Source organism: Pseudomonas sp. COR18, from assembly GCF_048568395.1.
GTDB classification, from domain to species: Bacteria; Pseudomonadota; Gammaproteobacteria; order Pseudomonadales; family Pseudomonadaceae; genus Aquipseudomonas; species Aquipseudomonas fuscovaginae_B.
In genome coordinates, this window is the sequence record NZ_CP183808.1 from 1,602,641 (window position 1) to 1,624,146 (window position 21,506).

A 21,506-nucleotide genomic window follows, 5' to 3' on the forward strand; every position below is an offset into this window, starting at 1 on the left:
GCACAGATGATGAGTTCGCTGATTTGATGGGCACCCGGTTGGCCTCAAATCCGTCCGAGAATGAAATATCAAGTTACTCACGTTATTTGGCGTCCGCAGGAAGGCTCAACGAAGAAACTCATGGACATTGTCTACGCCTGCTCAATGCAAGGACCTCTTCTTTGTGTATTCCACCGCATGGGTACGATTCAACAGCCGACAGTGTACGACCAGTCGCCCACTCACTTCTTGATGTCCTAGCAGGTCCAATTTATTAGCATGTGGTTTTGTGATAATTGCGAGCTTTACTTTTTGTTAAAATCGCGTCGTATGACTGATCTCCTTGGTCGACGGTAGTCCATCGTAGCTGGCGGCTTCAAACTCCTTGCCGCGCGTCGTAGAGACTTAACCGATAGATAGGCTGGGGCTTTTGGAAATAAAACGCATCACGGCTCAAAGCGGACGTGATGCGTTTATTATTATTCAGGCAGTTTTGCTATCTGTTCGGACTGGGTGAGCTTAATATTGACAATCTGCGCAGGGGAATATTGATAACTCATTGCAGCCAGATCTCTATCACTCCAGTGGGTATAGCTTTCAATCTGGCTACTTACGTGGAAGCGATGAAAGGCCATTCCTTCGCGCCCCATATAGCGCTTCGCGGCATACAGCTTAGCCCCCAAGTTCAGAAGTTCTTTTACTGATGCATCCCACTGTTCTTCCAGGCGCTCAAGGGCCACTACCACTGCAGAGCGTTCCGCCTTGAGAATTTCCTCAGCCGCCTCTTCGATGTGTGCGTCGATGGTCTTAATTTCCTGCATCATAGCAGTGATCATCAAGCCTTGGCGGCGCTGATGTTCCATCGCCGAACTTAAAGCCTTCGCCGCTTTCTGGGCTTCCTCGGCTGCTTTTTTCTCTCCATCTACATCGCTCCAGGCAACAGCTTGTGCATATGCACGGGCAGCTTCCTCCTCAGCCTGACGAGCATCAGCAATCAGTTTTTCGGACTGCCTCCTAGTTTCCGCCAATCGCGCGCTCAACACCTTGCGCTTGCCTTCCAAGTCTAGCTTGTCAGTTGCCCAGTTATTCATAGCTTCTTTGTACTCTGCCATAAGCTCTGAGCTTTTGGCTTTCCGGCCCCACCATGCAAGGTCCTGATCAATCAGAGAAACTTTGTGCTCGATGCTTCCAGCCTTAGATTTCACTTCCCGTAGGCGGGTCTGAAGCTCTTCACCTGCCGGTGTTTGAGCATAGTTTGGGTCACTAAGGTCCACTTCGTATTGAGCGATTTGGCCATTGAGCTCCTTGAGCTCTGCTTGGTGTTGGGTGCGTTCGGTGTTCAGTTTTTCAAGGCTTTTCATTACTTTGTCATCCATAGAATTGGGGTAGGAGTTGAGCGGCTGGCGAGGCCGAACGCGCCGGCGCATGCCTCATGTGGGCTTGCTGCCCTCAGGCCGCGCCAGCCTCTGCCAACGGAGCCTCGGTGTTGGGTTCGCTTAGCACCACATAACAGCGCTGCATCCCCATACCGGGTAGGCGCACGGTGCTGGACGCCTTACCATCCTTTCCGCTCTGTAAAACGCCTCGCTCTATCAACTCGCGGTTCACGGCGGTGATGTTCATTCCACGGAACACTTCCGATCGCCACGCTTCCGGGAGTACGTAATAGGTGATGGTGGTGTGCATGGTGTCGCCCATGCCGTGCTCCATAGTTTTGCGGAAACCCAAACGATCAATTGTGCGAGGGCCGTGCTCATCAATTTTCGCGGCGATGGACTCCCACCGCGTGAACCGGCTCTCGCCGAAGCGCTCAATGACTTGGCGCAGGCGTGCCATGATGGCCTCCCCCTCCATGTTCCCAGCACCGCCGCGCTCCGCCAGCCATGCGTGCAGGCAAACGCGAGCTGCCGTGAGCGCAGCGCCGTCCGGCCAGCCGGTCACGCCCAAGGCAGTGGCGAGCTCGCCCGCTGCCCCGGCTAGGCCGAAGCGCAGAGCAGCACGCTGGACCTGCCCACTTGCTGACGCCGGGAGGTTCTGTGTGATGAACTGCTCCACAGTACGACGCATGATGCTCACCAGACCGGGAAGCTTGCCAGGAGCGCACAGGGCCTCTAGGAATGCTGTGAGCGGCGTACCGTAGAACTTGCTTACCCGCAGCTTGAGCGCATCTGAGAGCGCTGCGGCATCTTCAAATCCACACAGGGTGTCGAACATCCCTAACCCTTTGCTGGCGTTCGCCGGTACCGCCAGCATACGAACCTCCATGCCAGCCTTGAGCTCTTTGTTGGCTTCAGCCATGTGCTGCGCCAGCGTCTTCTCACCGGTCGAAAGAAACAGCAGGCGCCATTCCTGTACGGAGCGGCCCGCTTGTCCTCGATCATTCGCTCGGGCTTTGCCGGTGCCGTTGCCGAGCATGTAGACGGTCTCGCCGATAATGCGAGCGTCGCACATGCCGATTTCATCCAAGATCAGAAGTCCATCAGAGTGCGCCGCAGCGATTGACTCCAATGCGTTGTCGGTGGACCGCCATGACCGTACCAATCGTGGTCCGCCGTATACTGAGGCGGCCACTTGCAAGTGCGTGGTCTTCCCGCCGGAACTGTCACCGTAAAGATGAAAACCGCCGGACTCATGTCCCAACAGATGAAGCAAGGGGCCGGCAAAGGCAGTGCTGACAACAAACGCCAAGCGATGATTACCGACACAGAGAGCGCCTATCTGGCTCTGCCACTGCTCTAGGGTGCCCGACTCGTTGATTGGCGGTAGCTGGGCTCCAGCGTCATAGAAATGCAGGTGCTCACCATGCTGACCGACCTGACGATCAGGTAGCAGGAATGCATTGTTGTGCCAGCCCAGACGGGTATCCCCCTGTTTGTAGAGGCAGAACGCTGCGCCGTATGGATCATGGAATGGGCCAGTGAAGTGATAGCGGCGCACGCTCATGCTGCCACCCGATCACGAGCCTGAATGCGGCTACGCGTCCATGCTTGAACCTCGGAAAGAACCCAGGCTACCGGGGCACCCCGGGCGGTGCTGTTGCTCAGCTTCACCGGCAGCGGAAAGCCACTCTCGGCCTGCTGCATCAGCTTGTAGATCGTGGGGCGGGCCAACCCGACGATGGCCATCACTTCAGTGATGCGAATCAGTGTGGTCTGCGGGTCGCGCCCAGAGTGGAGGGTGTTTGCTGCGGAGAGAGTGGTCATAGTCATGCCTATATCTACAGAGACAGGCACAGACTAAAAACTCAAAAACGAATCAACACGGTCCGCTCGTTTTTCTTTTTTTCCTCGGGCCGTACTCTCCCAGCGCTCTGAGATTTTCCCTTATCGTGTCGCGAGTTCCGATTCCCTCTATGCCGACCAACCTGGACAGCAGTGCCTTAGGTTCAATTTCAGGATAGGACTTCTTGATACGCTCAACGGCGGCCCGAGTGAGCTCCCGCTTCTTCGCCTTTCCATCTTGAGTAGCGGTACCTGGCCGACTGTTTCCCTTGCCAGCCAAGCGCGCCCTCTCGGAGCTTTTCACGGTGTAGATTTTGTCGATCATCGTTGGAAAAAAACTACCTGGCTGAAGCGTACCAGAGCTCAACGCGACTTCAGACTGGCGATGAAGGTCAGCAAGCATCAAAACCTTTTCCGATTCAGCCACCCACTGGGCAAAGGTCTCTCTGACCTCAGCTTCCCTGCCTGGTTGGGTACGGCGTTGGCGCTCAACCATGGTGTGAAAAAACTCGGGATCATTCAGCCTTAGGAATTCGGCTAAGTCAGGGTTAATGTCGTACACATTGAGCTCAACATTCCCCAACCAGCCAGCAAGCATCTGAACAGCGTCCAGCGCTTGCGCGAAGGCGTAGCTCGCCGCCATTCGAGAGCTAGAAATAGCTTCAGCTTGACCTAGCACCTGACGCACTACATCCGGCAGCGAAAACGACTGGGCATAGCACAATCGCTCGTAAATGAGATCTCGCTGCCTGAACGTCTCATGGATTACCCGCCTTGCTTGACTGGAATACTCCAAGCCTTCCTCGAGCCAATATGCAGCTGCCTCGTTTATCACATCAAATGCCTGGCAAAAGTGCTCACGAAACTCAGGGAAAAGTGCAACTTCCGCTACAGCATCCTCCATCATCTGGATCTCATCGAGCAGGCTAATGATGTCAGTATTCGCAAGCTCGAACGTGAATTGCTCCACCTCATTTTCGGACCAGATCACACCCCACGCCCCCTTGATCGAAAAATGAGCCTGCGCGATAGATGATCGCTAAGCTGCCGACAGGGCTGACAGGCGACAGTGGTGCGAAACACCCTATAGCTTTGATACACCTGCTTGTCCGCGTGGGCCAGCGATGTGTTTCCAGTTCGGAGTCCAGGATTTTCAACGGTTCCACCGTCGCCGAAACACGAGTTACACATGAAACACCCCCGATAGGTGGCTGCGATCCACGAGCAGTGACGACCGTAACGCATCGCAGGGTCTCGATGCCTTAAGCGTTTCTTGAAGTCTCAAACGTCCCTCGCGACGGCATTTCGGTGAGCAAAGTCGTATGGGGTGATCGCTTCCATTCGATTGGCGTCCAAATAATCTGCCCACCACTGCACCATGAGCCTTCGCTCCTGAATGTGTTCTGCTTTGTGGATATACGCTGCGCGCACCGTGTTTCGCTCCTGATGGCTCATCTGTCGTTCGACGGCGTCTTTACTCCATAACCCCGACTCAACTAGTGCTGAACAAGCCATTGTCCTGAAGCCGTGGCCGCACACCTCTGACTTCGTGTCATACCCCATGCGTCGCAGGGCCTTGTTGACGGTGTTTTCGCTCATGGGTTTCCAGTGATGGTGATCACCTGCAAACACCAAGTCGAATCGGCCGGTGAGATCGCGGATTCGCTCCAAGACACTAATTGACTGGCGACTGAGCGGTACCAAGTGTGATGTGCTCATCTTCGAACCGCGATGGGAGTTCTTTACGCCCTCGATGGGCGCTCGCTCACCAGGGATTTCCCACATCAACCTTCCCATGTCGATCTCACCCCAGCGAGCGAATCGGAGCTCACTAGAGCGGATAAACACCAGCAAGGTCAGCTGCACCGCGAGCTTGGTCAGGCCGCGCCCGCTGTCGGCATCTATTCTCTGGAGAAGCTCAGGTAAGCGCTCGAATGGCAAAGCAGGCCGGTGCGCTGTTTTGCGGGTAGCGGTGGCGCCTTGCAGATCGATCGCAGGGTTGAAATCTAGATGGCCATGCTGAACCGCCATACGGAGGATCCCCGTCATGTACTGGCGTAGGCGTGCAGCCGTATCCAAGGTATCCCGTTTTTCCGCCGCTTTCAGCGGAACAAGCAGATCCCGTGTTTTCAGCTCCGCGACCGGACGATCACCGAGGGTGGGCAGCAGGTGTGATTCAATCCGTCGCCATACGGTGGCAGCATGACCAGGTGTCCACTTACGGGCGCAGGCCGCGTGCCATTCCTGAGCGAGCAAACGGAATGTATTCGCCCGGGCGTTAGCCGCTTCCTGTTTGTCCAAGCGCGCCTGCTCGATGGGGTCTTTCCCAGCAGCAAGGAGTTCAAGCGCCTGAGCGCGTCGCTCCCTGGCCGCTTTCAAGCCGAGCGCCGGATAGTTGCCAAACGTAGCTAAACCATCACGGCCATCAGGTTTGGTGTACTTCATACGCCAAGTCTTGACCCCTGACGGCTTCACCAGCAGGTAGAGGCCTTTGCCATCGAACAGCTTGTAATCCTTCTCCCGAGGCTTGGCCGCATCACATTTGGGATCGGTGAGAGGCACCACAGTGCGCGCCATAGGGATACGTTTCCTTGTCGAACCGAGATATCCCTAACCATATCCCTAAATCGCGTAGATGCCCAGAGACAAAACGAGACAGGCAGAAACAACAAAGCCCGCGCTAGGCGGGCTTTGCGGGGCGTTTCGTAGACAGTCATAGACTTCTGGAAACTGGTCTCTGGTGCCGGAGACAGGAATCGAACCTGCGACCTTCGCGTTACGAGTGCGCTGCTCTACCGACTGAGCTACACCGGCGTGGCGCTAACGCTAGCATCGGGCGACGAACGGAGCAAGCTAATCGGGCTTGATCGCGATCACGCCCTGGGCCCAGAAACGTGGCTGGAAGTGTCCGCCGTATTGCTGTTGATAGAGCTTGTTGCGCGCGTCCTGATGCGGCAGGTCGCGAATCACGATGAAGACCAGGAACAGCACGGCGGCCGTGCTGATGCCCATCCATGACCAGTGAATGAAGACGTTCGGTTTGGCGGGCTGACCTTTCCAGACGTGAATGCCCATCAGCCAGCCGACCACCAGGGACAACCACAACTGGGAGTACGGCATGACGATCACGCCATCGACCATCGATTGGGTCAGGGCACCGATAAGACTGGCGAACAGGCAGACACGCAGCAGGTCGACCGGGTCGTTGGAATCGGCGCGTTCGCGGACCAGGCGGAAGGTGGCCCAGAGTCCGCGGCCGACCAGCCACATCACCAGCAGTGTGGAGGGGATGCCCCACTCACAGGCCCATTGCAGGATGGCCTGGTGCGGGTGCGCGGCGATGGGGTTGTGGATATCGGCGAAGTGCATGGGGCCGAAGCCGAGCCAGGGGCGTTCGCGGATCATGTCCCAGGCCTGTTGCCAGATCACGTCACGGGCCGAGAGCGAGGTGGTCAGACGGTCGCCGGCGAAGTTACTGACGCCTATACCGAGATAACTGGTGAGAACGCTGAACAGAAGCCAGTAAAGCGTTATACCAACTGCGGCCGCAGAGAGCTGCCAGGTAATCCAGCGCTTGCCGGAGTGGCCGATGACAAACAACACGCCGGCGGCTACCCCCATTCCAAGCCAGGTGCCACGTGTACCCCCGGTTATCGCGATAAGCCACCAGAGGCTCAAGAGGGAGAACGTGCAGATTTGGCTGGACCGTTTGCTCGTAACCCATAGCAACGGGAGGGTTAACAGCGGCAAGGTGAATGTCTGGAATTGACCGTAGAAACGCTTGTTGGAAAAACCACTCAGAAATACGTCTGTGTCCAGCACAGCCATGCCGCCGGAGAACGAGCGAAACATCACTGCCAGAAAATCGAAGCTCTTGAACGCACAGATCCAAACGATAAACAGGATCAACACTCGGTCAAGAGACAACCCGTTTGAACGTCGTGCGTGGGCAAAGACTGTGGCGCAAAGACAGCATGCCGTAATCAGTGCAACTTCCGTAAGGGCCCACGCCGGCTGACGTGCGCCTAGGGAAGAGACTATACCCGCCAGCAAGATCAACCCACAGGTCAGAACCGCAGGCTGATCAACCAGACTGGGTGGTGCCGATGATTTACGACAACACAGAAGGAAAACAAGCGCGGTACTGGCAATGACAACCTGTCCGAGACGCTGAACGATATGCCCCCCAGGCCATGCCCCAGAACCATAACGGCCGCCATAAGCAGCGTGAATAGCAACCAGGCCTTTGCCCGCCCACTCCAGGCACTGTCCATCACGTCCTCGAAATATCTGTTTCAGGCAACCAGCAATAGGATCAGGCTTTTGGAGCCAGCATCAACGGGGCCTTGGGATAAGCTCGGGCGCAGGCCAATGGGCTGCCTTTGTCGCATCCCAATTCAAGGTAACGCTGCGACTCGTCCAACTGCCCCAAGCTCTTCAGGGCATCAGCCATGCCGACATAAGGCCTTGCATAGTCAGGGCTGAGGCTTATAGCGTGTTCAAACTCCAACTTGGCCGCTTCTGCCTCTCCACGTATTAGATAAATTTTTCCGCGCTGATAATAGGCATACTCATACTTGGGTTTAAGTGTTATCGCCTTGTCGATATTTTTCAACGCCAAATCAACAAAGCCAGCATCCAGGTATGTCACCCCAAGATTGTAATAAACCCGGTAGCCACCAAAAAGACCTTGTTTGTCGTCCTGCGCCTCATAATATTGAACGGCTTCATCCCACACGAGCACAGGGGTAGACAGGGTCATCAGCCGATCATAGGAAAGCCCAAGCAGGTAAAGTGCAAAAAAGGGAACCAGGGTAACCAGATAAATTCTCTTGAGCCGCAGCAGCGCCAATGCTAGGGCAATGAACAATCCCGGCATCCACAGATAACTGCGATACAGCACGAAAGGCTCCTGCAAACGGACTGCAGCCAGTTCCGTCGCGAACATCACCCACGGGAACAGCAACGCAAAACCCAGGAGACCGTTACGAGCCCCACGCAACAGCAATGTGAAGGCTGCCAGACCATAGGCAACAAAGGCCACGAGACCGGCCCAGGCCCACCAGACACCGTACCCCAGAGGAAAGGGCACACGAAGATCAAGCCCCATCGTTTTGCCTTGGGGCAAGATCAGGACCGAGAGGTATTTGAAGAACAGGCCCGTCTGGTTCAGCACGCTCAACACATACAGCGAGCCATTCGGCTGGAATGCTTCATCACTGAGCACCTCCCCACTCTTGAGCTCATAGGTATTACCGATCAACCCCTTGGCCCAAAATACAACTGATAGGGCAAAAATGCCCTGTACCGCCAGCACTGCAAAAATTTCCTTGGTACCGAACGAAACGGAGAGTCGGCTACGGCGGTGCAATATCCATAACAGGAAACACAATGCCGGCAACATCACGGCATGCTCCTTGGCATACAGCGAAAGCAAAATGCACAGGCAGGACACCCAAAGCGCCCAGCGCTTTCCACACAGCCCCTGCCAGAACGCCCATAGCCCCAGCAGGCCAAAAAGAGTGGCACATACTATAGTGCGCTGGACCAAGTAACCCTGAGTCTGGATGGCCAACGGATGTACGGCGAATAGAAAAGCGACAATGAAGGCCGCGGTATCTGTACTCAGAAAAAAAGAGGCTCGTCTCTCCAGGCTGTTGAGAAGCTGACGAATAAATCCGAAAACCACTAAGGCCGTGCAGCCATGGAGAATCAGATTCTCCACTCGCAACCAGATGATCCTGTCACTGAGATAGACGAAGCTGGCGGCCATGGAATGGTACACCCATAACCGTGGAGCAAGGCTAAAGCCCATGGATAGCATGGAACTAGGGGTACCTTCCCCGAAAAAGGCCTCATCATCAAAAACCAAGGGATTATTCAAGAAAGGAAAGCAAAGTATCAGCAACAGGCCAGCAGAAAAAACGACAAGCAACAAAAAAAACAATCGACGCGACACCATAGCGTTCCTAATTATTTAGCCGTTCAAACGCTTAGCGCTCATGAAACTGGTACTCTTTAACGGGAGTACCAGTTTCATTTCACTACGTTGGATTATTAGGCCCCGTAGGTATTCAATATCATTTACAGGTGTTAGCCGCGGCACAGGTACCAGTCTGAGCCCAAGTGATATTACCAGCGTTGAGAGTAGGTGCGAGGATAGTTGTCCAGCCACCCGCAGCAGTAGTCCCCGTCAAACTGATTGTGCCGTCAGTCACAGAACCAGACGCGAAGTTAGGAGTGGCAGCAGGAATGGCAGGGATACCATTGGAGCCTGCCGTACAGTTGGTTTTGGTACCTAGATCATTAATGCAGACAGCCACGGCCGTCTTATAGGCGTCAGCCATAGTATTCACTTCGGCAAAGCGGGCCTTCTGCGTATAGCTGTTATACGCAGGCAACGCGATCGCCGCCAAAATGCCGATGATCGCCACGACGATCATCAGTTCGATCAAGGTGAAACCCTTTTGAGCATTCATATTTCGTCTCCAGACGTGAAAAGGCCGTATGGCTCGTGTACGTCAAAGCACGCGCCGTGCCATGCCTTATGAGACTGCCGCACGCCAGTGGTTGAACCCTTACCACTTGCAAAGACTGCTTCAGAACAACAAAACCTGACATTTTTTGTCACCTCCCCATCCCCGATTTGGCACCACAGCCCGACTACGCTATAAAACTCGCAATGTCCGTGTCTGGTACCTACATGAACGATATCGCCCTCTCCGGCCTGGCCAAGCAATTGGTGGCGGCCGAGCTGATTACCGACAAGAACGCTCAGCAGGCGTATCAGCAAGCCCAACGCAATCGGATGTCCCTGGTCAGCTACCTGGTGCAGAACAAGCTGGTGAAAAGCCGCGAGGTAGCGGAGATTGCCTCCGAGCACTTCGGCGTCGCCCTGCTCGACCTGAACGGCCTCGACAAGGAAAGCCAGCCCAAGGGCCTGGTCAGCGAGAAGCTGATCCGCCAGCACCATGTCCTGCCGCTATGGCGGCGCGGCAACAAGCTGTTCGTCGGCATCTCCGACCCGAGCAACCACCAGGCGATCACCGATATCCAGTTCAGCACCGGCCTCAATACCGAGGCGATCCTGGTGGAGGACGACAAGCTCACCGACGCCATCGACAAGTTTTTCGACAGCGGGGCCACCGGTCTCGAAGACATGGCCGATGTCGACCTCGATGGCCTGGACATCGAGTCGATCGATGACAAGAAGAACGACCCGATCGCCGGCCAGGATGCCGACGACGCCCCGGTGGTGCGCTTCGTCAACAAGATGTTGCTGGATGCGATCAAGGGTGGCTCTTCGGACCTGCACTTCGAACCCTACGAAAAGGTCTACCGCGTGCGCCTGCGCACCGACGGCATGCTCCGGGAAGTCGCCCGGCCGCCGATTCACCTGGCCGGGCGGATCGCCGCGCGCCTGAAGGTCATGGCCAACCTGGATATCTCCGAGCGTCGCAAACCCCAGGACGGCCGGATCAAGATGCGCATCTCGAAGACCAAGGCCATCGATTTCCGGGTCAACACCCTGCCGACCCTGTGGGGCGAGAAGATCGTCATGCGGATCCTCGATCCGTCCAGCGCCCAGATGGGCATCGATGCCCTGGGCTACGAACCGGATCAGAAAGACCTGTACATGACGGCCCTCAAGCAACCGCAGGGCATGATCCTGGTCACCGGCCCCACCGGCTCGGGCAAGACCGTCTCGCTCTATACTGGCCTGAATATCCTCAACACCGTGGATATCAACATTTCCACTGCCGAAGACCCGGTGGAGATCAACATGGAAGGCATCAACCAGGTCAACGTCAACCCGAAACAGGGCCTGGACTTCGCCCAGGCCCTGCGCTCGTTCCTGCGCCAGGACCCGGACGTGATCATGGTCGGCGAGATCCGTGACCTGGAAACCGCCGAAATCGCGATCAAGGCGGCCCAGACCGGCCACATGGTGCTGTCGACCCTGCACACCAACAGCGCCGCGGAAACCCTGACCCGCCTGCAGAACATGGGTATCCCCGGGTTCAACATCGCCACCTCGGTCAGCCTGATCATCGCCCAGCGCCTGGCACGCAAACTGTGCCCGCACTGCAAGAGGGAAATCGATATTCCCCAGGAAACACTCCTTAAGGAAGGTTTCCCTGCGGATCAGATCGGCAGGTTCAAGGTCTATGAACCTGTGGGCTGCGACCAGTGCAATGGCGGCTACAAGGGGCGCGTGGGAATCTACGAGGTGGTGAAGAACACCCCCGACCTGCAACGACTGATCATGGCCGAAGGCAACTCGATCGAGATCGCCGAACAGATGCGCAAGGAAGGCTTCAACGACCTGCGGACCTCGGGCCTGCGCAAGGCCATGCAGGGGCTGACCAGCCTGGAAGAAGTAAACCGGGTCACCAAGGACTGATTCATGGCGACGAAAGCGGTAAAGATAAGCACCTACGCCTGGGAAGGCACCGACAAGAAAGGTACCAAGGTCTCCGGCGAACTTACCGGCCACAACCCGGCGCTGGTCAAGGCGCAGTTGCGCAAGCAGGGGATCAACCCGGGCCGGGTTCGCAAGAAAGGCTCGTCGCTGTTCAGCAAGGGCAAGCGTATCAAGCCCCTGGACATCGCCCTGTTCACCCGCCAGATGGCCACCATGATGAAAGCCGGCGTGCCGTTGCTGCAGTCCTTCGACATCATCGCCGAAGGCTTCGACAACCCGAACATGCGCAAGCTGGTGGACGACATCAAGCAGGAAGTCGCCGCAGGCAACAGCTTCGCAACCTCGCTGCGCAAAAAACCGGAATATTTCGATGACCTGTACTGCAACCTCGTCGATGCAGGCGAACAGGCTGGCGCCCTGGAAAGCCTGCTCTCACGGGTAGCGACCTACAAGGAAAAGACCGAGGCGCTCAAGGCCAAGATCAGGAAGGCGATGAACTACCCGATCGCGGTGATTCTGGTGGCGATCGTTGTCTCGGGGATCCTGCTGATCAAGGTGGTGCCGCAATTCCAGGCGATCTTCGCCGGCTTCGGTGCGGAACTGCCGGCGTTCACGCTGATGGTGATCGGTCTTTCGCAGATCCTGCAGGACTGGTGGTGGGTGGTGACCCTCGGTCTGGGCGGCGGCATCTATGCACTGATACGCGCTCACAAGAAGTCCGAGCGCTTTCGCAACTGGATGGACCGCACGCTCCTGAAAGTCCCGATCATCGGGCCGATCATCTACAAATCGGCCGTGGCCCGCTTTGCCCGTACCCTGTCGACCACCTTCGCCGCCGGCGTACCGCTGGTCGAAGCCCTGGACTCGGTGTCGGGCGCGACCGGCAACGTGGTGTTCAGGAACGCCGTCAACCGCGTCAAGCAGGACGTTTCCACCGGCATGCAGTTGAACTTCTCCATGCGCACCACCGGGGTTTTCCCCAGCATGGCGCTGCAGATGACCGCCATCGGTGAAGAGTCCGGCGCCCTCGACGACATGCTCGACAAGGTCGCGACCTACTACGAAACCGAAGTCGACAACAGCGTCGACAGCCTCACCAGCCTGATGGAACCCCTCATCATGGCCGTGCTCGGCGTCATCGTCGGCGGCCTGGTGATCGCCATGTACCTGCCCATCTTCAAGCTTGGCCAAGTGGTCTAAACGATGCCCCTACCCGATTTCCTGGCCAGCCACCCGCTGGCCTTTGTTTTTTGCGCACTCATCCTCGGCCTGATCGTCGGCAGCTTCCTCAATGTCGTCGTCTGGCGCCTGCCGAAAATGCTCGAACGCGACTGGCGCGCCCAGGCCCACGATGTACTCGGCCTGCCACAAGCCGAGCCCGGTACGACCTACAACCTGCTGCTGCCTCACTCCCACTGCCCACACTGCAACCATCGCATCCGCGCCTGGGAAAACCTGCCCCTGCTCAGCTACGCCCTGCTGCGCGGCAAATGCTCAAGCTGCAAGGCACCGATCAGCAAGCGCTACCCCCTGACCGAACTGGCCTGCGGCCTGCTGTCGGCGTTCATCGCCTGGCACTTCGGTTTCGGCTGGCCCGCCGGTCTGCTGCTGGTGCTGACCTGGGGCCTGCTGGCCATGAGCCTGATCGACGCCGACCACCAGATACTGCCCGATGTGTTGGTATTGCCCCTGCTCTGGATGGGGCTGATCGCCAACCACTTCGCGATGTTCACGTCCTTGGGCGACGCGCTCTGGGGCGCGGTCGCCGGCTACCTGAGCCTGTGGTCGGTGTACTGGGTCTTCAAGCTGCTGACCGGCAAGGAGGGCATGGGCCACGGCGACTTCAAGCTGCTGGCGATGCTCGGCGCCTGGGGCGGCTGGCAGATCCTGCCGCTGACGATCCTGCTGTCATCTCTGGTGGGCGCGGTACTGGGGCTGATGCTGTTGCGCCTGCGCAACGCCCAGACCTCGACGCCAATCCCGTTTGGCCCCTATCTGGCGATTGCCGGCTGGATTGCATTGCTCTGGGGTGGTCAAATAACCACTTCCTATCTGCACTTTGCCGGCTTCCAATGACCACACCCGCGACAAAACCCTGGATCCTCGGCCTGACCGGCGGCATCGGCAGCGGCAAGAGCGCCGCCGCCCAGCACTTCATAGACCTGGGCATCCACGCTGTGGATGCCGACCACGCCGCCCGCTGGGTGGTGGAACCGGGGCGTCCGGCGCTGCTGAAGATCGCCGAGCACTTTGGCCCCGGCGTGCTGCAGGCCGACGGCCAGCTGGACCGGAGCGCCCTGCGCCGGCTGATTTTCGCGGACGCCGAACAGCGGCGCTGGCTCGAAGCGCTGCTGCATCCACTGATTGCCGCAGAGATCGCCAGCCACCTGGCCAAGGCACAGTCGCCCTACGCGATCCTGGTCTCACCGCTGCTGATCGAGTCCGGCCAATACGCCACCACCCAGCGCGTGCTGGTGATCGATGCGCCGCAAGCGCTGCAGGTCGAGCGCACCCTGCTGCGCGACCAGACCAGCGAGGAGCAGGTTCAGGCCATTCTCAAGGCCCAGGCCAGCCGCGAGGAGCGCCTGAAATACGCCGATGATGTCCTGGTCAACGACCGCGACCTCGCCTGGCTGCACAGCGAAGTCGAGCGCCTGCACAACTTCTACCTGACCTTACAAGGAGGCCGAACATGAGCCAGCCCCTGACCGTCGAATGCCCAACCTGCGGAGCCCCCGTGGAATGGAAGGCGACCAATACCAACCGGCCGTTCTGCTCCGACCGCTGCAAGCTGATTGACCTCGGCGCCTGGGCGGCCGAAGAGCACAAGATCCCGGTCGCCCCGGATGCCGAGGACGAGCTGTTCTCCGAAGAACTGTCGCCGCGCACTCACTGATCGCAACGGGATCAGGGCCGCATGAAGCCATAATCCTGATCGTCATCGAGGTTTTCGGCGAGAAACTGCAGCTCGTCGGCCAGATCCTCGGCACTGCGCACCGCCTTGCTCTGCTGCACCACCGCACTGAGCAGGGCGCGCAGCCCCAACCCCGGCTCGAAGCCTGCCGCCTGTGCCGCATCCAGACTGGCCCGCACTTCCTGACGCGCCCATTCGTACACACTCATCACTGCGCCCCTCCCCGGGTGTTTTTCCCAGCATGAGCGCCTGGCGAAGCGGGTCATTTGATGCAGATCAACGGGAGTTTCCGGGCGGCTCGTTGTCCTTCCACGGTGCCGACAGATAGCGCGTGCGGTTGAAGGTCTCCAGCCACTCCGGGCAGAACACCACCAATGCACTGACCACCATGCCGTTGATAAAGGCCTCGGGAAAGATGATCAGCCAGAGGTAGCCGATGAAATCCTCCAGCCACTCCGGCATCGCGAAACGCTCGTCGAACCATAGCAGGGCCAGGCTCGACAGCAGGCACAGCAAGGCCGCCAGAGCCGCGGCGAAGAACCCCGAGCAGAAGATGTAGACGAAGGGATTTCGTGGTTGCGCGCGTTCCACCACGATCGCGCAGACTTCGGTGACCAGCACCGGCAGTACGATCAGCAAGCTGCCGTTGACGCCCAGCGCCGCCAGATCCTGGCGCCCCAGCAGCACCAGCCCGAGCTGCGCCACCAGCGCGCCGACGATCGCCAGGGGCCAGTCGAGCAGCAGCGTGACCGCGGTCAGGCCGATGAAGTGATAGGACACGCCACTGTCGAAATCGCGGCGCAACAGCCAGAGCAGGAACAGGGCAAATACGGTGCCGAACAGCAGATGCTGGCGACGGCTATCGGTGAACAGTTCAACCCAGGGCGAACGCCAGATCGCCCACAGCACCACCGGCACGTAGATCAGCCAGCCAATGACCAGGCTCCCGGGCGCCAGCAATTGCGCGCCGATCACAAGCACCTCTGCGTCATACCCGCCACTCCTTGTCTACCTGGTTCCCACAGTCTACACCGGGCGAAATGACGGGAGCCCGGAGAAAGTCCGCAGAGCACTTCCTGCTGTCACGATTTCAACGCTAAGCTTGGGCCATGGATGATTCGGATTTCTTACGCTTGCTGACCATCCAGGCCGAGCAAGCCAACACGTTTCTTTCCAATGCCCGCAAATGGGAGCGTGAGCGTTGGGTCTGCCAGCGCCTGCTGCAGGGGCTGAACGTGCCCTACCGTAACGAGGACTTCCATCCCGCCGGCCAGGAGCCGCCGGATGTGCTGTTTCGCGATGCCCGCTTCGAGGTGTTCTTCGTTCTCGACGAAGGCCGTCGCCTCAATGACGAATGGCGCGAGGAGCTGCAACGCCGCCGCAGCGCCTTCTCCCTGAGCCAGCTGGTGCGCCGCGAGGCAAAGCCGCGGCGTATCCCCGCCTCCGAGCTGCTGCTGCGCCTGGCACCGACCCTGCGCAAGAAATCCCACAACTACAAGGAGCGCGGCCTGGACCTCAGCGAGCTGGACATCATCGCCTTCGCCAGCCTGAAGCGCGAGGTCCTCGACCTCAACAGCCACTTCCCCCCGCCCACCGAATACCTGCGCCAGGGCTGGCGCTCGCTGTCACTGGTGGGACCGACCTTCGCCCGGGTGCTGTTCGCCCACCCGGATGCGCCCGACTTCCTGCGTGGCAACCTGGGGCGCAGCATCGTCTTCGATGTGGGTATCAGCCTATAGGTTTGTGACGAAATTGCCCGCCTGAATGATACAAAGCGTTATCATTCAGCCAATACGACGAACCTGCCCAGCAGGTGGCTATGCTCAGGTAAACGCTGCGGGATTACCCCTGTAGCGTTTACACACTCGGTAACGTCTACCTGAGGAGACCTTCTTTTATGAGCAGCCGCCTGAACCCGGAAGACCAGAAGCATGTCGAAGAGTACCTGCAACTTTCTCAACACCAAGTCGAGCGCCGGCCCTTCCGGCCGTGGATGCTCCTGGTGGTGGTGCTCGTCATTGTGATCGGCCTGGGCCTGTTGAGCCGCCTCCTGAGTTATCTGGCGCTATGAGCTGCCTCGCGCTCGCCCGGATAACGCAAGCACAGATTTCCTTTAGCCTTGCGAGATATCCCCATGACCCATCGTATCGTGATCGTTGGCGGCGGCGCCGGCGGCCTGGAGTTGGCGACCCGCCTGGGTAAGACTCTGGGTAAACGCGGCACGGCCAGCATCGTGCTGGTCGACGCGAACCTGACCCACATCTGGAAGCCCCTGCTGCACGAAGTGGCCGCCGGCTCCCTGAACTCTTCGGAAGACGAACTCAACTATGTCGCCCAGGCGAAATGGAACCACTTCGAGTTCCAGCTGGGCCGCATGAGCGGGCTTGATCGTGCCGGGAAAAAGATCCAGCTGGCGGCGACCTACGACGAAAACGGCGTGGAACTGCTGCCGGCTCGCGAGCTGGCCTATGACACCCTGGTGATCGCCGTCGGCAGCACCACCAACGACTTCGGCACCCAGGGCGCGGCGCAGCACTGCCTGTTCCTCGACACCCGCAAGCAGGCCGAGCGCTTCCACCAGCAATTGCTCAACCACTACCTGCGCGCCCATGCCGGGCAGAACGACGCACCGGAGCAGATGATCAGCGTCGCCATCGTCGGTGCCGGCGCCACCGGCGTCGAGCTGGCCGCCGAACTGCACAACGCCGCCCATGAACTGGCGGCCTATGGCCTGGACCGGATCAAGCCGGAAAACATGCATATCACCTTGATCGAAGCCGGTCCACGGGTGTTGCCGGCCCTGCCGGAGCGGATCAGCGGGCCGGTGCACAAGACCCTGGAGAAACTCGGGGTACGGGTCATGACCAACGCGGCGGTCAGCGAGGTGACCAACGAAAGCCTGATCACCGCCGATGGTCAGGTGATTCCAGCCAGCCTGAAAGTCTGGGCCGCCGGTATCCGCGCGCCCGGCTTCCTCAAGGAGATCGACGGGCTGGAGACCAACCGGATCAACCAGCTCCAGGTCCTGCCAACCCTGCAGACCACCCGTGACGAGAACATCTTCGCCTTTGGCGACTGCGCGGCCTGCCCACAGCCTGGCAGCGACCGCAATGTACCGCCGCGCGCGCAAGCGGCCCACCAGCAGGCATCGCTGCTGGCCAAGTCATTGAAACAACGGGTCGAGGGCAAGGCCGGAGCGCTTCCGGAGTATCGCTACACCGACTATGGCTCGCTGATTTCGCTGTCGCGCTTCTCGGCCGTAGGCAACCTGATGGGCAACCTGACCGGTAGCGTGATGCTGGAAGGCTGGCTGGCGCGGATGTTCTATGTGTCGCTGTACCGCATGCACCAGATGGCGCTGTATGGGACGTTCCGCACGCTGATGCTGATGCTCGGCAGCCGAATCGGACGCGGGACCGATCCGCGGTTGAAGCTGCACTGATCGAGCGGCATCTCGGCGAAGGCAGCCCCTGCGGCCGCCTTCGCCGGCAACACGCGAGCATCAACAAGCCACCCCAAAACAGGCAAAAAAAAAGCACCCTTGCGAGTGCTTTTTTCTGAATATGGTCGGGGTAAGGGGATTCGAACTCCTGACATCCTGCTCCCAAAGCAGGCGCGCTACCGGACTGCGCTATACCCCGGTAAAAAAAAGGCACCTTCAAGAGGCGCCTTCTGCGATCAGCGCTTTTGGCTTCCGATCTTAAGATTTGATTCCAGCGAACTGGTTTCAAAAATGGTGGGTCGTGTAGGATTCGAACCTACGACCAATTGGTTAAAAGCCAACTGCTCTACCAACTGAGCTAACGACCCAAATATGGTCGGGGTAAGGGGATTCGAACTCCTGACATCCTGCTCCCAAAGCAGGCGCGCTACCGGACTGCGCTATACCCCGGTTTGAAATTGGCTCCGTGACCAGGACTCGAACCTGGGACCCAATGATTAACAGTCATTTGCTCTACCGACTGAGCTATCACGGAACAACACATTTCAAGCTACAACTCTAACGCTTCACTCCCATCGCTGGAAGCCTACTCTTCGCCGCTTTCGCATTTCTGCGTTTGCGTCTCTGAGGCGCGTCATTTTACAACCTTTCAACTCTCTGTCAACCCCTAAATTGCTTTCAAGACACTGAATTTGCAATCTTTTTTCTGGAATTCCCTTTGCAGGGAGATCCGGGGATGACCGTGTTGCGGGGCGCACTTTACAAGCCTTTTTCATTGAATTCAACGCCTTGGCGAAAAAAAAGGCCTCGCGATGCGAGGCCCTGCCCTTTCGGCGCTGTCACCAATCAGGCAAAGACGATCTCGTCGTTCTCCACCTGGCCCGTGATGCTGCTCCCCGGTACGAAGCGTCCCGACAGGATCAACTGGGCCAGCGGGTTTTCGATCCAGCGCTGGATCGCCCGCTTCAGCGGCCGCGCACCATACACCGGGTCGTACCCCACGGCGATAAGCTTGTCCAACGCCTCGTCACTCAACGTCAGCGTCAGCTCGCGCTCGGCCAGGCGACCCCGCAGGCGGCCCAACTGGATCTCGGTAATACCGGCGATCTGATCCCGCGCCAGCGGCTCGAAGATCACCACTTCGTCGACCCGGTTGATGAACTCCGGCCGGAAATGGCTGCCCAGTGCATCCATGACCGCCGCCCGCTGGGCCTCTCGATCACCGACCAGTTCCTGGATCTGCGTCGAGCCGAGGTTGGAGGTCATCACCACCACGGTATTGCGGAAATCCACGGTACGGCCGTGACTGTCGGTCAGGCGACCATCTTCCAGCACCTGCAGCAGGATATTGAACACATCCGGATGCGCCTTCTCGACCTCGTCCAGCAGGATCACCGAATACGGCTTGCGCCGTACGGCCTCGGTCAGGTAACCACCCTCTTCATAACCGACATACCCCGGAGGCGCACCGATCAGGCGAGCCACGGAGTGTTTCTCCATGAACTCGGACATGTCGATCCGCACCATGGCTTCCTCGGTGTCGAACAGGAATTCGGCCAGGGCCTTGCACAGCTCGGTCTTGCCGACCCCGGTCGGGCCGAGGAACATGAACGAACCGCTCGGGCGATTCGGGTCGGCCAAGCCGGCACGGGAACGCCGTACCGCGTTGGCCACCGCCACCACGGCCTCGCTCTGGCCGATGACGCGCTGATGCAGCAGGCTCTCCATCTTCAGCAGCTTCTCACGCTCGCCCTCGAGCATTTTCGACACCGGGATGCCGGTCCACTTCGATACCACCTCGGCGATCTCTTCCTCGGTGACCTTGCTGCGCAGCAACTGATTCTCGCTGTGACCATGCTGGTCGACCATCTGCAGGCTGCGCTCCAGGTCCGGGATCACCCCGTACTGCAATTCGGCCATGCGATTGAGGTCGCCCTTGCGGCGCGCTGCCTCCAGTTCCTGGCGCGACTGCTCGATTTTCTGCTGGATCTGCGCCGAACCCTGCACCTCGGCCTTCTCCGAGGCCCAGACGTCTTCCAGGTCGGAGTACTCGCGCTCCAGCCGGGCGATGTCCTCCTGGAGTTTTTCCAGGCGCTTGATCGCCGCCTCATCGTCCTCTTTCTTCAGGGCCTGAGCTTCGACCTTGAGCTGGATCAGACGTCGCTCCAGGCGATCGAGCACTTCCGGCTTGGAGTCGATCTCCATGCGGATACGGCTGGCCGCTTCGTCGATCAGGTCGATGGCCTTGTCCGGCAACTGACGATCAGTGATGTAGCGATGGCTGAGCCTGGCCGCCGCGATGATCGCACCGTCGGTGATCGCCACCTTGTGGTGCACTTCATAGCGCTCTTTCAGGCCGCGCAGGATGGCAATGGTGTCCTCCTCGCTCGGCTCGTCCACCAGCACCTTCTGGAAGCGTCGCTCGAGCGCCGCATCCTTCTCTATATATTGACGGTACTCGTTGAGGGTGGTCGCACCGACGCAATGCAGCTCACCGCGGGCCAGGGCCGGCTTGAGCATGTTGCCCGCATCCATCGAGCCCTCGCCCTTGCCGGCGCCGACCATGGTGTGCAGTTCGTCGATGAACAGGATGATCTGCCCTTCCTGCTTCGACAGTTCATTGAGCAGTGCCTTGAGGCGCTCCTCGAACTCACCGCGGTACTTGGCCCCGGCGATCAGCGCGCCCATGTCCAGCGACAGCAGGCGCTTGCCCTTGAGGCCGTCGGGCACTTCACCATTGATGATGCGCTGGGCCAGGCCCTCGGCGATGGCGGTCTTGCCCACACCAGGCTCGCCGATCAGCACCGGGTTGTTCTTGGTCCGCCGTTGCAGCACCTGGATGGTACGGCGAATCTCGTCGTCGCGACCGATCACCGGGTCGAGCTTGCCGTCCTCGGCGCGCTTGGTCAGGTCGACGGTGTACTTGTCCAGGGCCTGGCGCGACTCCTCGACGTTGGCGTCATTGACCGCCGCGCCGCCGCGCAGGTTGTTGATCGCGTTCTCAAGGGCCTTCTTGCTGACGCCCTGGCCGAGCAGCAACTTGCCCAGCTTGCTGTTCTCGTCCATGGCGGCGAGCAACACCAGTTCGCTGGAGATGAATTGGTCGCCCTTCTGCTGGGCCAGGCGGTCGGCCTGGTTCAACAGGCGCGCCAGATCCTGCGACATGTTGACGTCGCCGGTGGGATTCTGGATTTTCGGCAGCTTGTCGAGTTCCTTGCTCAATTCCTTGCGCAGGCTGTTGACCTCGAAGCCAACCTGCATCAGCAGGGGTTTGATCGAACCACCCTGCTGTTCCAGCAATGCCTGCAACAGGTGGGTCGGTTCGATGGCCGGATGATCGAGGCCAACGGCCAGGGATTGGGCATCGGACAAAGCCAACTGCAATTTGCTGGTTAATCGGTCTATACGCATTAGTCACCTTCCTTTTGAGCAGGCCGGAGCGATGGACACACCTGAATGGAGAAGCCTGCCAGATGCATTTATAGATACGGGCGATTCTGGGAGTTTCAAGCGCCGAACGATTGA

The 21,506-nt window shown here is 58.9% G+C and carries 18 protein-coding genes, 5 tRNA genes and 1 pseudogene; 8 read left to right on the forward strand and 16 right to left on the reverse strand.

Annotated features, from left to right (window positions below; genetic code table 11):
- Positions 1–458: 458 nt before the first annotated feature.
- The 9 genes and pseudogenes from ACM62G_RS07400 to ACM62G_RS07440 form a co-directional block, all read right to left on the reverse strand.
- On the reverse strand, positions 459–1,340 hold the full coding sequence (locus ACM62G_RS07400; RefSeq protein WP_419736946.1) for a hypothetical protein: 882 nt from the start codon (positions 1,338–1,340) through the stop codon (positions 459–461).
- 88 nt (positions 1,341–1,428) lie between these two features.
- Positions 1,429–2,841 (reverse strand): annotated as a pseudogene (locus tag ACM62G_RS07405) (DUF927 domain-containing protein); the annotation flags it as partial.
- A gap of 77 nt (positions 2,842–2,918) precedes the next feature.
- On the reverse strand, positions 2,919–3,188 hold the full coding sequence (locus tag ACM62G_RS07410; RefSeq protein WP_375135886.1) for a helix-turn-helix transcriptional regulator: 270 nt from the start codon (positions 3,186–3,188) through the stop codon (positions 2,919–2,921).
- Positions 3,189–3,234: 46 nt separating this feature from the next.
- Positions 3,235–4,191 carry a hypothetical protein gene (locus ACM62G_RS07415; protein ID WP_419736947.1) on the reverse strand — a complete coding sequence of 319 codons (957 nt, stop codon included), beginning with the start codon at positions 4,189–4,191 and terminating at the stop codon, positions 3,235–3,237.
- A 290-nt stretch (positions 4,192–4,481) separates the two neighbouring features.
- On the reverse strand, positions 4,482–5,777 hold the full coding sequence (locus ACM62G_RS07420; RefSeq protein WP_419736948.1) for a tyrosine-type recombinase/integrase: 1,296 nt from the start codon (positions 5,775–5,777) through the stop codon (positions 4,482–4,484).
- A 161-nt stretch (positions 5,778–5,938) separates the two neighbouring features.
- Positions 5,939–6,014, reverse strand: a tRNA-Thr gene (locus ACM62G_RS07425).
- A 39-nt stretch (positions 6,015–6,053) separates the two neighbouring features.
- Positions 6,054–7,112 (reverse strand): O-antigen ligase family protein, encoded by a 1,059-nt coding sequence (locus ACM62G_RS07430; RefSeq protein WP_419736949.1) that lies wholly within the window; start codon positions 7,110–7,112, stop codon positions 6,054–6,056.
- Positions 7,113–7,515: 403 nt separating this feature from the next.
- On the reverse strand, positions 7,516–9,159 hold the full coding sequence (locus ACM62G_RS07435) for a hypothetical protein (protein WP_419736950.1): 1,644 nt from the start codon (positions 9,157–9,159) through the stop codon (positions 7,516–7,518).
- Positions 9,160–9,280: 121 nt separating this feature from the next.
- On the reverse strand, positions 9,281–9,679 hold the full coding sequence (locus ACM62G_RS07440) for a pilin (RefSeq protein ID WP_419736951.1): 399 nt from the start codon (positions 9,677–9,679) through the stop codon (positions 9,281–9,283).
- Between the two features lie 224 nt (positions 9,680–9,903).
- On the opposite strand from ACM62G_RS07440, the gene pilB reads away from it, so the two are divergent.
- The 5 genes from pilB to yacG are packed head-to-tail and all read left to right on the forward strand — an operon-like array spanning position 9,904 to position 14,521.
- Positions 9,904–11,604, forward strand: coding sequence for a type IV-A pilus assembly ATPase PilB (gene pilB / locus ACM62G_RS07445; protein WP_054058987.1), 1,701 nt, complete (start codon positions 9,904–9,906; stop codon positions 11,602–11,604).
- 3 nt (positions 11,605–11,607) lie between these two features.
- On the forward strand, positions 11,608–12,825 hold the full coding sequence (locus tag ACM62G_RS07450; RefSeq protein ID WP_419736952.1) for a type II secretion system F family protein: 1,218 nt from the start codon (positions 11,608–11,610) through the stop codon (positions 12,823–12,825).
- 3 nt (positions 12,826–12,828) lie between these two features.
- Entirely contained in the window at positions 12,829–13,701 is an 873-nt protein-coding gene (locus ACM62G_RS07455; protein ID WP_273824765.1) for a prepilin peptidase, read from the forward strand.
- Positions 13,698–14,321, forward strand: coding sequence for a dephospho-CoA kinase (coaE, locus tag ACM62G_RS07460; RefSeq protein ID WP_054058990.1), 624 nt, complete (start codon positions 13,698–13,700; stop codon positions 14,319–14,321). Before ACM62G_RS07455 ends, coaE begins: the two co-directional genes overlap by 4 nt.
- On the forward strand, positions 14,318–14,521 hold the full coding sequence (yacG, locus tag ACM62G_RS07465) for a DNA gyrase inhibitor YacG (protein WP_017905425.1): 204 nt from the start codon (positions 14,318–14,320) through the stop codon (positions 14,519–14,521). The genes coaE and yacG overlap by 4 nt, the downstream gene beginning before the upstream one ends.
- An 11-nt stretch (positions 14,522–14,532) precedes the next feature.
- Here yacG and ACM62G_RS07470 read toward each other — a convergent pair whose 3' ends face one another.
- A complete protein-coding gene (locus tag ACM62G_RS07470) occupies positions 14,533–14,748 on the reverse strand; it encodes a hypothetical protein (protein WP_054058991.1) in 216 nt (71 codons plus the stop codon).
- 67 nt (positions 14,749–14,815) lie between these two features.
- Positions 14,816–15,514 (reverse strand): energy-coupling factor ABC transporter permease, encoded by a 699-nt coding sequence (locus ACM62G_RS07475; RefSeq protein WP_054058992.1) that lies wholly within the window; start codon positions 15,512–15,514, stop codon positions 14,816–14,818.
- A 134-nt stretch (positions 15,515–15,648) separates the two neighbouring features.
- Here ACM62G_RS07475 and ACM62G_RS07480 point away from each other — a divergent pair, with 134 nt between their 5' ends.
- From ACM62G_RS07480 to ACM62G_RS07490, 3 genes are all read left to right on the forward strand, one after another.
- On the forward strand, positions 15,649–16,278 hold the full coding sequence (locus ACM62G_RS07480; RefSeq protein ID WP_054058993.1) for a DUF1780 domain-containing protein: 630 nt from the start codon (positions 15,649–15,651) through the stop codon (positions 16,276–16,278).
- A 158-nt stretch (positions 16,279–16,436) separates the two neighbouring features.
- A complete protein-coding gene (locus ACM62G_RS07485) occupies positions 16,437–16,610 on the forward strand; it encodes a DUF3094 family protein (protein WP_273824769.1) in 174 nt (57 codons plus the stop codon).
- 63 nt (positions 16,611–16,673) lie between these two features.
- Entirely contained in the window at positions 16,674–17,981 is a 1,308-nt protein-coding gene (locus tag ACM62G_RS07490) for an NAD(P)/FAD-dependent oxidoreductase (RefSeq protein ID WP_273824770.1), read from the forward strand.
- A gap of 122 nt (positions 17,982–18,103) precedes the next feature.
- Here ACM62G_RS07490 and ACM62G_RS07495 read toward each other — a convergent pair.
- The 5 genes from ACM62G_RS07495 to clpB form a co-directional block, all read right to left on the reverse strand.
- Positions 18,104–18,180: transfer RNA gene (locus ACM62G_RS07495), tRNA-Pro, on the reverse strand.
- 93 nt (positions 18,181–18,273) lie between these two features.
- Positions 18,274–18,349, reverse strand: a tRNA-Lys gene (locus ACM62G_RS07500).
- A gap of 5 nt (positions 18,350–18,354) precedes the next feature.
- Positions 18,355–18,431 (reverse strand) — tRNA-Pro (locus ACM62G_RS07505).
- 9 nt (positions 18,432–18,440) lie between these two features.
- Positions 18,441–18,516: transfer RNA gene (locus tag ACM62G_RS07510), tRNA-Asn, on the reverse strand.
- A gap of 311 nt (positions 18,517–18,827) precedes the next feature.
- A complete protein-coding gene (gene clpB, locus ACM62G_RS07515) occupies positions 18,828–21,392 on the reverse strand; it encodes an ATP-dependent chaperone ClpB (protein ID WP_054059021.1) in 2,565 nt (854 codons plus the stop codon).
- Between the last annotated feature and the right edge of the window lie 114 nt (positions 21,393–21,506).

Excerpts from the sequence above, each read along its gene's own strand:
- ACM62G_RS07480 (WP_054058993.1), top strand. The coding sequence starts at position 15,649 with ATGGATGATTCGGATTTCTTACGCTTGCTGACCATCCAGGCCGAGCAA.
- ACM62G_RS07420 (WP_419736948.1), bottom strand. The coding sequence starts at position 5,777 with ATGGCGCGCACTGTGGTGCCTCTCACCGATCCCAAATGTGATGCGGCC.
- yacG (WP_017905425.1), top strand. The coding sequence starts at position 14,318 with ATGAGCCAGCCCCTGACCGTCGAATGCCCAACCTGCGGAGCCCCCGTG.
- ACM62G_RS07440 (WP_419736951.1), bottom strand. The coding sequence starts at position 9,679 with ATGAATGCTCAAAAGGGTTTCACCTTGATCGAACTGATGATCGTCGTG.
- ACM62G_RS07485 (WP_273824769.1), top strand. The coding sequence starts at position 16,437 with ATGAGCAGCCGCCTGAACCCGGAAGACCAGAAGCATGTCGAAGAGTAC.
- pilB (WP_054058987.1), top strand. The coding sequence starts at position 9,904 with ATGAACGATATCGCCCTCTCCGGCCTGGCCAAGCAATTGGTGGCGGCC.
- ACM62G_RS07455 (WP_273824765.1), top strand. The coding sequence starts at position 12,829 with ATGCCCCTACCCGATTTCCTGGCCAGCCACCCGCTGGCCTTTGTTTTT.
- ACM62G_RS07470 (WP_054058991.1), bottom strand. The coding sequence starts at position 14,748 with ATGAGTGTGTACGAATGGGCGCGTCAGGAAGTGCGGGCCAGTCTGGAT.
- ACM62G_RS07400 (WP_419736946.1), bottom strand. The coding sequence starts at position 1,340 with ATGAAAAGCCTTGAAAAACTGAACACCGAACGCACCCAACACCAAGCA.
- clpB (WP_054059021.1), bottom strand. The coding sequence starts at position 21,392 with ATGCGTATAGACCGATTAACCAGCAAATTGCAGTTGGCTTTGTCCGAT.
- ACM62G_RS07410 (WP_375135886.1), bottom strand. The coding sequence starts at position 3,188 with ATGACTATGACCACTCTCTCCGCAGCAAACACCCTCCACTCTGGGCGC.
- ACM62G_RS07450 (WP_419736952.1), top strand. The coding sequence starts at position 11,608 with ATGGCGACGAAAGCGGTAAAGATAAGCACCTACGCCTGGGAAGGCACC.
- ACM62G_RS07490 (WP_273824770.1), top strand. The coding sequence starts at position 16,674 with ATGACCCATCGTATCGTGATCGTTGGCGGCGGCGCCGGCGGCCTGGAG.
- coaE (WP_054058990.1), top strand. The coding sequence starts at position 13,698 with ATGACCACACCCGCGACAAAACCCTGGATCCTCGGCCTGACCGGCGGC.